Origin of the sequence: Niallia circulans (assembly GCF_007273535.1) — a bacterium.
In the GTDB taxonomy this organism is placed as follows: domain Bacteria; phylum Bacillota; class Bacilli; order Bacillales; family Cytobacillaceae; genus Niallia; species Niallia circulans_B.
This window is the reverse complement of record NZ_RIBP01000004.1, coordinates 1,198,635-1,213,542: the sequence shown is the minus strand read 5'-3', so window position 1 is coordinate 1,213,542 and position 14,908 is coordinate 1,198,635. Positions and strand designations below refer to the sequence as shown.

Annotated in this window: 13 protein-coding genes and 1 riboswitch; of the genes, 2 read left to right on the top strand and 11 right to left on the bottom strand. The window is 40.5% G+C overall.

Annotated elements, in window-relative coordinates:
• Positions 1–19 precede the first annotated feature (19 nt).
• Both CEQ21_RS13985 and ybaK read right to left on the bottom strand, forming a co-directional pair.
• Positions 20–919 (bottom strand): SDR family oxidoreductase, encoded by a 900-nt coding sequence (locus tag CEQ21_RS13985; protein WP_185765043.1) that lies wholly within the window; start codon positions 917–919, stop codon positions 20–22.
• 67 nt (positions 920–986) lie between these two features.
• A complete protein-coding gene (ybaK, locus tag CEQ21_RS13980; protein ID WP_185765042.1) occupies positions 987–1,463 on the bottom strand; it encodes a Cys-tRNA(Pro) deacylase in 477 nt (158 codons plus the stop codon).
• A gap of 167 nt (positions 1,464–1,630) precedes the next feature.
• Here ybaK and CEQ21_RS13975 point away from each other — a divergent pair, with 167 nt between their 5' ends.
• On the top strand, positions 1,631–2,353 hold the full coding sequence (locus tag CEQ21_RS13975; RefSeq protein WP_185765041.1) for a class I SAM-dependent methyltransferase: 723 nt from the start codon (positions 1,631–1,633) through the stop codon (positions 2,351–2,353).
• 53 nt (positions 2,354–2,406) lie between these two features.
• Here the strand turns inward: CEQ21_RS13975 and CEQ21_RS13970 are convergent, their stop codons facing one another.
• Entirely contained in the window at positions 2,407–3,303 is an 897-nt protein-coding gene (locus CEQ21_RS13970) for an NAD(P)/FAD-dependent oxidoreductase (RefSeq protein ID WP_185765040.1), read from the bottom strand.
• 186 nt (positions 3,304–3,489) lie between these two features.
• Between CEQ21_RS13970 and CEQ21_RS13965 the strand changes: the two genes are divergently transcribed.
• Positions 3,490–3,654, top strand: a complete 165-nt coding sequence (locus tag CEQ21_RS13965; protein WP_235907255.1) for a hypothetical protein — start codon at positions 3,490–3,492, stop codon at positions 3,652–3,654.
• 13 nt (positions 3,655–3,667) lie between these two features.
• Positions 3,668–3,757, top strand: a riboswitch (cyclic di-GMP riboswitch).
• 201 nt (positions 3,758–3,958) lie between these two features.
• On the opposite strand, the gene CEQ21_RS13960 is transcribed toward CEQ21_RS13965, so the two are convergent.
• The 8 genes from CEQ21_RS13960 to CEQ21_RS13925 all read right to left on the bottom strand — a co-directional run bounded on the left by CEQ21_RS13960 (position 3,959) and on the right by CEQ21_RS13925 (position 14,633).
• Positions 3,959–4,222, bottom strand: a complete 264-nt coding sequence (locus CEQ21_RS13960) for a YwqI/YxiC family protein (RefSeq protein WP_185765038.1) — start codon at positions 4,220–4,222, stop codon at positions 3,959–3,961.
• Between the two features lie 2 nt (positions 4,223–4,224).
• Positions 4,225–4,650, bottom strand: a complete 426-nt coding sequence (locus CEQ21_RS13955) for a YwqH-like family protein (protein WP_185765037.1) — start codon at positions 4,648–4,650, stop codon at positions 4,225–4,227.
• Positions 4,650–5,162: a type VII secretion protein EssA gene (essA, locus tag CEQ21_RS13950; RefSeq protein ID WP_185765036.1), complete on the bottom strand. Its 513-nt coding sequence runs from the start codon at positions 5,160–5,162 to the stop codon at positions 4,650–4,652. The genes CEQ21_RS13955 and essA overlap by 1 nt, the downstream gene beginning before the upstream one ends.
• Positions 5,149–8,238 (bottom strand): type VII secretion protein EsaA, encoded by a 3,090-nt coding sequence (esaA, locus tag CEQ21_RS13945; RefSeq protein ID WP_185765035.1) that lies wholly within the window; start codon positions 8,236–8,238, stop codon positions 5,149–5,151. The genes essA and esaA overlap by 14 nt, the downstream gene beginning before the upstream one ends.
• Positions 8,238–12,704, bottom strand: coding sequence for a type VII secretion protein EssC (gene essC / locus CEQ21_RS13940; RefSeq protein ID WP_185765034.1), 4,467 nt, complete (start codon positions 12,702–12,704; stop codon positions 8,238–8,240). Before essC ends, esaA begins: the two co-directional genes overlap by 1 nt.
• Positions 12,705–12,744: 40 nt before the next feature.
• Complete coding sequence (gene essB / locus CEQ21_RS13935) at positions 12,745–13,908, bottom strand: type VII secretion protein EssB (RefSeq protein WP_185765033.1); 1,164 nt, start codon at positions 13,906–13,908, stop codon at positions 12,745–12,747.
• 14 nt (positions 13,909–13,922) lie between these two features.
• Positions 13,923–14,162 (bottom strand): ESX secretion system protein YukD, encoded by a 240-nt coding sequence (locus CEQ21_RS13930; RefSeq protein ID WP_185765032.1) that lies wholly within the window; start codon positions 14,160–14,162, stop codon positions 13,923–13,925.
• Positions 14,163–14,339: 177 nt separating this feature from the next.
• Complete coding sequence (locus CEQ21_RS13925) at positions 14,340–14,633, bottom strand: WXG100 family type VII secretion target (RefSeq protein ID WP_127738928.1); 294 nt, start codon at positions 14,631–14,633, stop codon at positions 14,340–14,342.
• Positions 14,634–14,908: the final 275 nt, after the last annotated feature.

The following is a 14,908-nucleotide window of genomic DNA, read 5'->3' as shown; positions in this document are numbered from 1 at the left end:
TCTTTTTTTGCTGCTAATATTATGTCGTTATCATCTGACCGCCATTTATATGAATTACTTCACCTGTAGTGTAGCCAGAGTCATCTGACGCTAAATAAACATAAGCAGGTGCGAGCTCAAAAGGCTGGCCTGCCCTTTTCCATGGCGTATCTGTCCCGAATGTCATAACATTCTTTTCAGAAAAGCTGGCTGGAATTAGCGGTGTCCAAATCGGTCCTGGCGCAATGGCATTCACTCTGATTTTCTTTTTTGCCAATGACATCGACAATGATCTCGTCAATGTAAGAATAGCTCCCTTTGTTGCCGAATAATCGATTAAATCCTTATTCCCCTCATATGCCGTAACAGAGGTCGTATTAATGATCGAGCTTCCTTCCTTTAAATGAGGCAGAACTGCTTTTATTAAGTAAAAAAATGAGAATATATTTGTTTCAAAGGTATTGGTTAATTGTTCCTTCGTTATATCAAGAATGCTTTTTTGTACAAATTGGACAGCGTGATTATTGACTAATATATCAATTTTTCCAAAGCGCTGGATTGCTTGCTGTGCGACAACTGCAGCATTTTCCTCGACTCTGAGATCTGCCGCGATGAACAGGCTCTCTCCACCAAGCTGGCTGATTCTCTGCTCTGTTTCTTGGGCATCTCTGTGTTCATTTAAGTAAACAATAACGACCTTTGCACCTTCCTTTACGAAGGCATATGCCGCTGCCCTGCCAATACCGCTGTCCCCGCCAGTTATTATCGCTACTTTTCCCTTTAGCTTGCCGCTGCCTTTATAGTTAGGATTCTCGGAAATTGGCCGTGGATTCATTTCATATTCAAAGCCTGGCATTCTATTCTGATGCTGTGGCGGAAAAGCAATTGGCGTATTCTTAGTTTCTTGCTTGTGATTATAATACGGATATTCTGGATACATGGATTTTGCACTCCTTCTGGGCATTTATCTTTCCATATGCTATGCCCAGAAGGAAAAGTTGTGCTTTTTATGAAAGAACATTCTCTATTGCTGCGTCTGTTGCTTGAATAAGGTCACTTACTTCCAGTTCCATCTGTAAGCCAATCTTACCGCCGCTCACAACAATAGATGGCAACCCCTCTGCACTGTCATCAAGAATTGTTTGATATTTTTTCTTCATGCCGATCGGTGAGCAGCCACCTCTTATATAACCTGTTAGCTTTTGGATATCCTTAACAGGCGCCATCTCGACTTTTTTTGCTTGCACTGCTTTTGCCGCCTTTTTCAAATCAAGCTCATCTTGGACTGGGATAATGAATACATACGGCTCCTTTCCCCCATCTTGTAATACAAGTGTTTTAAATACCTGCCTTTTGTCGACACCTATTTTTTCAGCTACAGAAATGCCGTCAATTTTTCCATCCTTATTTTCATAGGAATGGGTGGTATAGGAGATGTGGAGACCGTCGAGAATGCGCATTGCATTCGTTTTTCCTTTTGCCATTGCATTTCAGCTCCTGTCTGACTCTTCACTCTTTTTCTCATTATAACGTAACCTTATAGACCTTTGGTGCAATAATCAGAACCAATTTGCCGATATGCCATATAGTATTGGAAAGCTGCCTTAATCAAAGGGAGCGAATGCGATTCCTGACTATTGGAGGAATAAAGATGAAACCATCTTATCAAGATGCACTTGCTTATTACGGAGTTAATGGAGCCCATCCTGGCGGGCTTTCCTTAACTAGATACTTGCTGCAGCAGGAAAAAATCACATCAGCAACAAGCCTGTTAGATGCTGGATGCGGGACAGGGCAAACCTCAGCTTTTATTAAAAAGCATTACCCTTGTTCAGTCACAAGCATTGACCTCCATCCAACAATGGTAAAAAGGGCCGCAAACCGTTTTCACAGAGAAAATCTGCCCATTAATCTAGTGCAAGGTAGTATTGAGAAACTGCCTTTTCCTGATGGAAGCTTTGACATCATCCTTGTAGAATCTGTGCTTATTTTTACAGATATTCGCCATTCCTTAAACGAGCTTAAGCGTGTCCTGAAGCCTAACGGTGTCGTACTTGCCTTGGAAATGACTTCTGAAAGAGAGCTAACACCATTAGAACAAAATAATATGAGATCAGTTTATGGAATAGAGAAGGTATATTCTGAAGGAGAATGGGTGCAAAACTTAGCTGCTGCTGGCTTTACGAATGTGGAAATCAAGCTGTCACACACCGTCTATTCCCATATGTTTGCAAACATTGAAGGCGAAGAAGAAGAAATGGATGTTCATGTTACAAGGAATTTAGAGATGGAAAATAAACTGACTGAGCATGCTCACATTCTTTATACTTATGGAAATATTATTGGATACCGCGTTTACAGAGCAACCCTTTAATAAGAAACCCTCCTGATGTAGAGTCACATCTCTACATCAGGAGGGTTTCTTCATTAGTTTAACAACGATTTATGAATCCATATGGCAGCCTGTGAGCCGTCGCCCATGGCAATTGTCACTTGCTCTGAATGGGCAACAATATCACCTGCCGCCCACACATTTTCTACACTTGTCATTTTCGTTCTGCCGTTAACAGGAATATGGTTATTCTCTAATATCTCAACACCGAGCTGTTTGGCAAGCTCTGATTTGACGATATTGCCCCCAAACGCAATAAACCCATGCTCCCCTTCCAAAAACTCCCCATCATCTAAAGTGAAGCCCTTCAAGCTTGACCCATCTGCTTCCACTTTGTTGATTTTCTTATCGATAACAGGGATGTTTTGTTCAGCAAGCTTCTTCTGAAGTTCCTCATCGATTGCTTCTCCGCCGTGGTTAACATAAATAAGCTCCTTCGTCCAATACGTCAAGGTTAACGCCATATTTGCCCCAACTTTTCCATTGCCGATAACAATGGTCCTTTTATTCTTGACCTCATACCCATCACAATCTGGACATAAATACACACTGATACCTAAACAAGGATATAGCTCGGCAAATGGCGGGATATTGTCAATAATACCCGTTGCAAGCAGCAATCTCTTCGCTTTATATTTTCCTGCTTCTGTAGCAATCATAAAATAACCATCCTCATTTTCTACATTAGTTGCAGTTGTAGATAGAAACTCAACGCCAAGGCTTTCTGCCTGCTGCTTCCCTTTTTGGCGTAGTTCAGTACCGCTTATCCCGTCTGGATAGCCAAGTATGTTATGATAGCTCTTGCAAAGAATAGACCTGCCTACTTCCGAATCTATAACCAATACATGATGTTTATACCTGCCGAGCTGGATAGCTGCCTGCAGGCCGGCGATTCCTCCGCCGATGATTACACAATCCAATATTTTCATCATCACAGACTCCTTCTATTAAAGTTTATCGATTTTATTAGATTTCCTGAATGGAATGATGTTTATACAGTACGAAACAACGAACACTAATTTTACTATTTTCACCAAAATACGAATGAATACTTTTCAAGATGGTCATAATAAGTCATAATGAATTCATGCAACTCCAAATTAAGGAAGTGGTCTTGTTTGCAGCTAGTAAAAAGGGAGCTTGCGCGCTTATTAGATGATCACAACAGATGCCCTGATTACCTTATCAAAAAGGTAATCGAAAAAGACATTCACCTATTAAAAGAAGCCATTTCCATCTACGATAAACAACAACAGAACAGCTTCTCTGAAGAAGAAAACTAACATATATGAATATCTTGTCAAAAGGCAAATTTTACGAAAGTAAAAGACGCAAAGTCACGGACCTAAGAGGAGCAGCAACTATTATGGCCGCCGGGCTGCCAAGATCGTTTATATTTGCTTTACTAATTACTACCCCAAATGAAAAAAGCATAACTTCTAGTGAAATTATGCTTGAAAAACTATTAATAAAATTCCCTACCTTCAAACCAGCTTAAGTCGACGATATCACGTAAGGCTTAACGGAGAATGCTTGCTCTTGCTTTCATTGTATCGCGTAAGCATTCACCATCTAGAACCTCCCCCTTTACCTAGTTATCGCTTCATCCTGTTCCTTTAATGCATCAATATTGTCCTTTGTATCTGCTATATTCTTTAAAACAATCTTTTTATATTCTTCTATTAAGCTCTCAATTCGTTCTTCTCTTTCTTTCCATTCAGATGTGAAATCGAGCTTGTTGTCCTTCAATTTGCCTGTCGGTGCTTTGCTCATGACAAGGTTGTGCACCGCCTGTTCTGCAGTGCTCAATTTGCTGATTGCATTTGCATGGTTTAACTTAATTGTAGCCATAATCACAACATCCTTTTAATTTCAGATATCTTATTTGTGACATCGTCATACATATCCTCGCCAAGCTCAAATAGTCTTGATGCTTCGCCAACAAGGCCGCCAATGCCATGAAGGCTGGTTTTTTCTATTTGCAGGAGATTGATCTTGCCTTGGATTGAGCTTTGATATTGTGCATATTCTAAGTTGCCAATATAGCTCATTGCCAGATACACATCGTCTCGCTTCCCGTTAAACTCATCTGCTCTTTGACCAACCCAATTATTGTTTAAATCAGGGATTTTTAGCTGCCTAATTTCATCAAGCATTGTATCCTGTTCATTTTCCACTTTTTGTTTGGCTGATTTTAATCTTTGTATTTTACGCTCAATATCGTCTATTTTGCCGTCTACATCACCTTTTAGGCTTGCGAGCATACTTGAAAGACTCATTAATTATCACGCACCCTTTCCCCTTGTTTGGCAGTCCGATAGAACACAGTTAAAATGATGCCTAGAAGAACAATACAAACAGCAATAAGAATGCCTAGAAATAAAGATAATGAGGAATTGGCATCAGACTGTATGTCTTCTGTTTTCCCTATTTGCCCAGTCTCATCATCCCCTGTAAATAAGCCAAGCTGTTCTGCATTCTGTTCAATTTTATTTGTTGCCGCCTTTTGGAAAAGTTTGTCTTTAACATCAGCAGCAGAAAAGGTCTTTTCACCTTCAAATGTCAGCTGCTTCTGTTCTTCAGGAATTTCAGACTTGCTCGTTGAAGAACCATCTTCATCGAGCAAATCAGTATTCTTGTCTGTTGATTTCCCTTCATATTCATTTGGTTCCAATTCATCAATATTAGATTTTGTTTCTGCATATGCGCATTTTATATTTCCATGAGAGAAATAAACAGTTATTCCCATAAAGCAAACTGCTAGATACATAATCCATTTACATCGTCTCATTTGCTCCCACCTCATGCTCCATGCTGCTAGTACCTTTATAGCGCTCAATCAGCACTTGCAGAATTACAAGAAGAAGCAATGTAAACACTAAAACGATAGCAGCCGGGGCAAATAAAGATTCCGTGCTGTACTGGATGGAAATATAAACATTGCTCATCGGATCTGCAAATTTAAAGTTAGGTGTGCCTAACGCTAGCAATGGTGTAACGTACAGGGCAATTACACCTGCTGTCACAAATAAGCCGACAAGGCGATGCAGTGAAAACGCAGCTGTAATTAGGCCTGAGCTGACCATTAGAAGCAAAATAGTGAACACAGTCCATTCCATTGTTGCCTGCTCTGCCAGCTGATATATTTTCAAGCCGTATAGGCTGATGATAAAGCCGACGAGCGTATTCACAATGAAGAACAATGCTGCACGCACCCAATATGGCAGGCTGCTGAAATAATAAGTTGTATAGCCTATCAACAAGCTGCTTAATAAAACGATAAACAATACAACCACTGGCGGAACCGTATTTGTTTCAGCCTTTTCAGAAGTTCCTGCAGTAAGCTGCAGCGGACTTGAAAGGAAGTCATAAACAACGCCATTGGATTGGTCGTCAACAAAGGCATTGCCAAGCACGGAAAAGACGTCATCTCTTATTAGCTCTGTTGATTTAACATTTGTTGACCATTTATTGTTCAACACATCTGCATCTGTCTGGACAGCAGATACTTCTTGATGCAGGCCATTTGTGTATTCAATAATTGTCTCTTGGCTCTCACTTGCATCCTCAAGACCATTATGGAAGGAATTCATTTGCTCTTGAATAAGCTTATAACTCGTGGCAACACCGGCGCCGCTTGCCTCTGCACTTAAGTTACCAGCTTCATTTTGCGATGGCTGCTGGATTTGTTCGAGCAATTGATTCGCATCAGCTTCTATTGAAGTAAAGCTTTCTAAGAGCTTACCTTGATTATCCTCCACTGATTTTTTGTAATCTGCCATAAACACTGTGAATCTGTCGTTTAAAGCCGATAATCCGTCACGCATTGTCGGCGTTTCCTCTTCGATTTGATTCCAATAGTTGTTTTCCTCATCACTCACTTGGAAAATCGCTTGGATTTGCTGAAGAAACTTGTCATTTGCCATAACTTCCTCTTTTGCTGGATTTTGGCCAAGCATGCTCGATAATGTACCTTCATACTCATTTAGATATGCATAATAGTAAAGAAGATCTACTACCTTACCTGTTGCAATATCCTTATCAAACCAATTCTCCAGCTCCTGCTTTCGGTCTGCTGAAAGGGCGTTGGAGGCTAAAATAGACTGTTCCTTTTCTTCAATTACATCCAATATTGCTGTCATATTATTAGCATATTGGGACAGCTGCTCCCTCAGCTCATTATTGACTGCTGTTAAATCCTCTGTATAATCTATTAATCTTTCTTTTTGCTTCGTCAGTTCATCAAGCTGTTTATTCAAGTCTTCATTTTTCATTTCCAACTCTGACAGGCTTGTTGTATTATTGTCGAGCTGACTTGTTAAATCTTCAATTTGAGCAAGCAGTCCTTTAACATAACCTTGCTGGTTATCTCCACTTGCTTTCAAGCTTTCGTTCACTTTAAATACACGTTCATTAATAGCCTTCAGCTGTTCAACAGCTTGAGCTATTTCTTCACTAGAAGTGCTTCCTGCCATCCCTGCCAGCTTGCCTTCAAGATCTTGTAAAGCAGCTTGTATTCCCTCTAATTCCTTGTGCTCATCAGCTTCTGCATTAGAGTTTCCAGACTGCTGTTCCTGCCCCTCGCCAGATTGCTGGGATTCGCTAGCTCCTGCTTGTTCGCTTACAGCCGCAAGCACTTCGTTGCCGTCACCACCAACCGGCTTCTCACTATCTGAACCTTCCTCTCCTGTTCCTGGATTATCCACACCTTCTTCCTCAGACATTTCAGCAGGCACTTCCGGATTCTCTGGTGGATCTTCTGGCAGCAGTACTTCATCTCCTTCTGACAAGCCTTGCTTAGCAGCTATAAGCTTACCTTGCAAGGAGTTTAGAGACTTCGTATCAACTAGTTGCTGATAGTAATCTAAGAGATTGCTTTGATACTGGTTGTAAGATAGCAGTTGATTTTCGGCAGTATCAACCCGCTCCTGCTTTGTTTGCAGAAGCAGACGTTCATTTGTCTGCAGCTGGCTGTTTAAGTCGGTCATTTGCTGTAGTACTGTTTGTTCATTTTCATTTAACAAGCTTTGTGTCTGCAGATAAGGTGATTTCTGATTCTCCGTTGCTGTGCTTATATTTGTTACGGCATCCTCTTGAATGCTTGCAAAAAGCTTCTGCTGCTCCTGCTGGTATTGTTCATATTCTTGCATATTATCAACAAAGCCAGTTAAGTCCTCTGAAAAGGAGTCAGCCGAAGCCTCCTGATCTGTTCCTTGGTCAGCAACTTGGCCGAAGGAGGTTTTAATATTCTCGAGCATCGCTTGCTGTTCTTTAATTTGATCTGCCAAATCCTTTGAGCTCGGCTTATAGAAGGCAAGCATGGTCCCTTGGAAATCAACCTCCTTTTGCAAAATCTGGTCAAATTCCTTTTTCACTGAATTCATGTCTGTTGCAACATAGCTCCAATAAAGAGAGGAAAGCCGCTGATTTGTCCGCTTTGTTGCTTTTTCTACCTCCAGCTTCACTTTCTCTGTATTAACAGCATTTAATTGTGATTGTAATTTATAGTCGAAGGTTACCTTGCTTGGATTAGTACTCTCATAATCCATCACTTTTTTGGAAAAGTCAGATGGAATATAAATGACCGCATCATACTTATTGCTGCGCAGCCCGCTTTCTCCGGCACTTCTTGCGACAACACTCCAATTATAAGAAGAATCCTTCGCTAATATGCTTGCAGCACTTTCACCTAAATGAATTTCTTCTTCCCCTTCTAAGCCAACATCTTCATTTACGATTGCAATTGACTTTGTTGCATTTTCCTTCTCCTTTAACGGATTCTCTCCAATTGCCTTAAAGAACAGCAATGGAGCACCGATAATGAAGACTAGCGCAATAATTATCTTCCATATAGGAAAGCCCTTCACTATAGGCTCACCTTCCTTTCCACTAACATCAACGGAATTTGGATTCTCTTTTCTCTGCCATTTTCCACATAGTAACCAAACCCTGGCTGCACTTCCTGTTCCTGTCTTTCATAGGTAAGTGTGAACAGTGTCTGCTCTGACTTCTTCATAAGGACAAGTGCCTGGCGAACCTGTTTCAGCTCAAGCGTCAACGGATCATAGCCCTTAGTCAGCTCATTATTTGTTCCAGAAACAACAATATGGAAACCAAGATGACTGTAATTTTTCATAAGGCGGACGATATTTTCTTGGATGCGGTTATCGACTTGCTGCAGAAATCTGCTGTATCCATCAATAAACATATAGATGAACGGCTGAATTTCTGGTATTCTGCCGCTGCGTACCGCCTCCTCGTAATCTGATTCTCTCTGCTTTAACATGCTCTCCGCATTTTCAAGCCAAGCAGAAATACTTTCCTTATTATCAATAAAGCTGACGTTATTCCTATCTACAACATGAGAAAGACTTCTATCAATAGAATCAAAGATTGCTAACTTTTCCATAGGCTGGCGTGTAGCCTCGCTTAAGATAAGCTGCATAGCGTTTGTTTTTCCCTTTTGGGCCTGGCCAAGAATTAAACAGTGATTCATTTTAGCAAAGTTGATGCTGACAGGCTCGACAAGCTCCTCCTCCAAGCCAATTGGAATAAAGCCTTGCTTTTGGTCCCGCACATACCGGTAGAATTGCTTATTATTCAATTCAGTTGGCAGCATCGGTACTGCTTTTGGCTTAGCAAAGTCATTATACTTCTGTTTTAGTGCGTCAATTTCTGCTTTCAGCAATCGCAATTGTTCATAGTCATCGAGGCCAATATTCGGCAGCAATATTTGCGAGAAGAAGGCAGCATCTTTTTTAATGATTGCTCTACCTGGGATAGGCTCTGGCTCAAATGGTACCCTGCCAAGGATTGCGTATGCCTCTGTGTTATCCATTAAGTAATGAACAATTTTTGTTCTAAGATTGTTCATTAGCGTTTGTCTAATGGAATTGACCCTCGTTGCACTGAAAATCATATAAATGCCCAGTGATTGGCCATCCCTTGCAAACTGGTTCATCTGCGCCTCAAAATCATGCATTTCATCTTTTACGACATCGTAGTTATCAATGACGATAAACCATAATGGCAAGGTCTCCTCGGCAAGATTGTTATACATCTTGATTGAGCTTACCTCCATTTGCTGGAACAGTCTCTTTCGTTTTGCCATTTCACTCTTAATGATGGCAACAAATTTATTTGTCTTACGCTGTTCATCCATAAGGAAATAATCTGCTGTATGTGGAAGCTGCCTTAATGGCATTAAGCCTCCATTTCCGAAATCAAGTAAATAGAAATGTGCTTGCTCTGGGCTTGCCTCTGTAGCGATACCCATTAACAATGTAATCATTGTTTGGGTTTTACCGTAACCTGATGAGCCAAAGACTCCAATATTGCCATCCTCCACCCATTCATACGTATATGGAGACTGGCTTTGTTTTTCAGGCTCATCGACTATTGCAAGCAAGACCTTTTTGTCTTCTCTTTCATTTGGTATATCTGGTTTATATATACGCGGAGATAATGGCGGAAGCCAAGGACTTGCAATTTTTTGCAGCCCAAGCTTTTGATGGACCGCTTCAATTTCCTCCACAATTGCTTCCATCTCTGTTATGGACTCTTTCCCCGTTGTTTCTTGTAAGGAAAGCTCTGATAAAGGTACAAGTCCGAGATCAGTAACAAGAGCAACTTCGTCCTCATTAAGAGAAGCTTCATCTTCATAGGCTGCTCCGCTCCAAGCAGATTGGAATAGTTCGTACACCTCATTATTGCCAACCTGCAAATAACCTCTTCCTGTAACCGTTATGCCAGCAGCATCTGCATTTTTGAGAATCTCTCTGCTGTCCTCTGCATTCTGAACCTTCAACGCAATACGGAAGCGGGCATTACTCCAGATTTGAGCGTCAATTATGCCACCAGGCTTTTGCGTTGCCAAGATGAGGTGGACACCGAGGCTTCGTCCAATTCTCGCGGCACTGACTAACTCTTGGATGAAGTCAGGCTGTTCACTTTTCAATTCAGCAAACTCATCTGAAATCAGGAACAGATGCGGCAATGGTTCTGTACTCTTATTTTGTTTATAAAGGCGGGTGTAATCATTAATATGATTTACCTCGTATTGATCAAAAAGACGCTGGCGCCGCTTAAGCTCACTCTTAATGGAAGCCAATGCACGCTGGCTGAAGTTTTTACTTCCTTCAATATTCGTAATAGTCCCTAGCAGATGGGGCATATTTTTGAACGGCTGGGCCATTCCTCCGCCTTTATAGTCAATGAGCAGGAAGGCAACCTCATGCGGATGGAAGTGGACTGCAAGGGATAGAATATATGTCTGCAAAAATTCACTTTTCCCTGACCCTGTTGTCCCTGCTAATAACCCGTGAGGCCCGTGGGCTTTTTCATGTAGATTTAACCGAACTACATCTGTTTTTCCTTTCAGGCCAATTGGAACAGCAAGGGATTTAGCTGACTGATTGTTCTCCCAGTTTGCTTGGATAGGTATATCCTTAACATCCTTTTGTTGAAGCATTTCCATAAAAGAGACGCTCTCGGGAATCGAATTGGTAACACCAACCTGATGATTTAGTGTCCTTAGCATTCTAGCGAAACATTCATTGTTCTCATACTTATGAACATCAAGCGTGAAAGGAATTTCAGCAGCCTTTTTGTCCTGCATTAAAATATCTCCTTGAGAAGGGTTAATGTATCGGACAAGTGTATGAATATTATCGGAAAAGCTTTCCTTCGCTTCTGATGCAAAAATGACAGATATACCAAGATGCCTGTGCTCACCCTCCAAGTATTCTAGGATGACATGCTCAGAAATGAGCTGCTGGTTGGCAATAATGAAAATATAGTGCGGTGAGAACAGAAGCTTTTCCTTATCCTCCTCCAACTCTCTCTCCCGAATCATTTCGTAAATGGAGCTAAGAAGCTGATCCCTCGTGCTTTCGTTATAAATCATGCCCTTTGCATGTGAATTTGGAAGCTGAAAATGGGGCAGGCGTTTCATCCACTCCCATGTGCTGTATTCCTTCTCATCGAAAATAAAGATAAAGCGGACATCATGATAGCTGTGGAAGAACGCAAGTTGACCAACCAGCTGGTGAAGCTCTCTTTTTAAGACGGCTTCTTTTCCTATTAACCCAATCGCACCTTTTGAAAGATCAACAGTGACAGGCAAAGGCTCAAGCTCCTGATAGGTCTTCTCAAGTTGCTTTGACGCTTCCATTAATTCATCCATTTCCCTGTTAGACATATCTTGTGAGCTCACGTCGATTTTGTAGCTTGCCGGCACCTTTCCTGTACCGATACGGAACTGTAAAAAATCCTGGCTCGTTAATGTCCGTTCCCAAATTCTGTCTGAAACTTCGGCAACCATATATTTCATCCGCTCAAACTCTGGAAAATGATAATCAAGTACTTCACGTTGCTTTTCTGCGAGCAAGTGAAGCTCTTCTCGTTTCTCATTTAAATAGTTTGTATAAATGCGGCGCCTTCTGAGCTCCCACTCTTTGCGGTTTGCTTTATCTTTGAAATACTGAAAGATGGATGTGAATAAGGTTGTCGCAAACATAACAAGCGAAACGACAATAAATATTCCTCTTGGAATAAATATCGCAACAATTCCCATAACAATAAGCATCATTAAGGGCGGAAGGATTATTATCCATAAAGGCCTTTTCGTGTGCTGCGCCTCCTGTCCTGGAAAGGTTAGTTGAACCTTTTCTTTTGGTAGTTCATAAACCATCCGCGGTGTCCTTCTATACAGAGGATAGCGTTTTTGCATTTCTGATTGATGTGGCTTCATTTCCTCCAGCTGTGTACCATACTCTTTAACAGTTGCAATGGCTAGAAGATCTTCCTCTAAAAGCGTGATTTCCATCCCATTCCAAAAGAGTATATCTCCAAGCGTCAGTCTACTATCTGCATTAAGCAAATGGCCATTAAGAAATAATCGGGACTCTCCTTTCTTTACAGAGCATCCTTCATGTACATCTATTAAAAAGCCAGCTGCCAACTCATCTTGCTCCTCTAGCAACCAAAAATCCGAGTTATTCTTTCGCTCTTCTTGTTGTGCTGCAAAGTAAATTTCTTTCCTTTTCCCTATATAAAACGTTGTGTTAGGAATTTCTCTTATCAAAACCAGCTCGATAATGGCAGACCCTATCTTGACAATGTGCTTTTTCCTTTCTTGAAGCATGCCCGATTCTTTATCATGTTGATAGGCGACAACTCCATTCTTATCAACTGCTACTGTCAATTGGCCTTCCCAACCTGCTATAGGTATAGTGATCCCATCTTCTACTGCTGTGCCGATTGTTATTGAGCCATTTTTATATAAATAGGCTTTTTCGTATGTATCGTCGTGAAATACAAATAATGTGTACATCTTGTAATCCCCTTTTTATTCGCTGCCAGTAAATAAACGATTATGATTCGCTATCTTCCTCTTGCTGATATTCTTTAATCTCCCGGTCGATTTCATCCATTTTTTGCTGGCGTTCTTCACTGTCCATTGATTCATCAGCAGATATACTTTCCCGATAATTAATAAGAGCAAAGACAATCAAATCTGTCTCCTCGAGGAATCTAGCAGTCTTAAGCGCCTCCTCTCCTTGTCCTCTTCCAATTTGAATCCAATAATCCAGGTACTTAGAATCAGATTGCAGTGTAACTGTATTGCGGACAAATTGCTTTTGTTCATCTGTCAGGTTTTCATTGGAGATATAAGACAGAGCCAGTTCAAACTTTGCAACCTTTGGCAATTGGTCAATTTCATAAGGCTGGAGCGTACTAATCACATCACTGTAGGAACTAGAAAGGTATTGTTCTTGTGCCGTGATGATTCTGGACTGCTTTGGCTGCAGAAAAAAGATAGAATAAAAGGAATAAATAATGGCTGGCACAAGCAGAATACTCACAGCAATTAGGCTGTTTCGGAACCATTTCCATTTCTTTTTTGTCACTTCTACATAGTGAGAGGAAGATTCCTTATCCTTCCTAATAAACTCATCCATAATTTGTAACAGGGAGGCGAATGACGGAGCATCCAACACCTTTTTGCTATCTTCACTCAATTCCAGTGTTTTTTCATATTGGAGATATTCCTCAAACGAGTGGGAGATATCTACCCAGGAAGCAGCAAGTGCTTTAAGCTCATGCCAAAGCTGCTCCTCCTTTTTTTCATATGGAGGCAGGCTCTCTTTAACTCCGTAATGAAGGAAATAAGGGGTCATCCCTTGGTCCACAACAATGTTCTCTGGGCTAATAAAAAGATGCAGCCTTGAAACACGGTGATCTTTCACTTTATGAATCAATTGATATATTACTTTCAGCCTGTCCCGTTTCGGCAGCCTTTGAATAGATGTGCCATATTGATAGGTATTTGGAATATCTATACTTATCGAAAGAGCATCCTCTTTAACATCTATTTCCTTATGGAGCTGTTTATCCAGATCCTTTAATATGAAAACTTCCCCTGCCTCATCCATCTTTATCTTTTCGATTTGAAAGATGAATGATATGCGATTTTGATCCTTTTTTATCATCGCATCTAATTTTTTTTCTAAGTATGTACGTTCATTTTGCGGCATTTTCTATACCACCCTCATAAAATTTCAATAATATCTCCAGACGTTATTCCCACATCTGCCAACCGTCTATTTCCCGGGAATACCTTTTGTTTATTTTTAACGCGCACCCAATATCCTGATCTCGGGATGCTGTCTATATGTGAAACCTGCCATGATAAGTCAATCAATTTTTTTATTGTGTAGAAGTCTGATAGACGCAAGTCGATTGTTTCTTTATCGTACTTATGTAAATCGACTGTTACTTCTATATACATATTTTTCCACCTCAAAATATAAAGGAGCGCTTTGAATACAAGCGCTCCTCCAAGGGTTTAGTTTGTTTATTAATATACACACGGCTTTTTTCAAAGCTACATCCGCCATTATTTCGTTACCCATCATGAATACCTCATGAAGAAGCTCTAAGCTCTAACGATATTAAGTTCAGTCACTTAGCCGCGAATTTGATTAGCAATTTGTGCATCAGCATCTTCTAGTGCTTTTGCTGTGCTATTCAATTGTGAGGAAATATCCTCAAGCAATTGCTGCATTTTAAGGAATGAAGGGCGAAGTGATTGATATTGCTCACTGAACGCTTGGCTTGATTGACCTTCCCACATGCTTTCTAATTCTTGGATCATTTGATCTAAACGAGTGACTTGTTCACCAACTTGACTACCCTCGCTTGCATAACGATTTGACATGCTAATAAGCTCTTCAGGAGTTACTCGAATGATTCCTGCCATTTTTCCTCTCTCCTTTAAAAATAATTTTAGCTATCATTCTTTATTACTATGTAGCTAATAAAAAACAAACATCTATATAATAATTACCATAATTCAATATCCAAATAAAGGATAAAGGCAACGAACATCCATAAATGCATTTATTTTCCTATATGTAAAATAGTAAATAGGACATACCTTCTCTTTTCCCAACATACTCATATAGTAAAATAGTTCGTTTTTGTTTTTTTCTAAAAAAAAGAGGAGCGTCTTCTAGGACACTCCTCTTTTTTGGC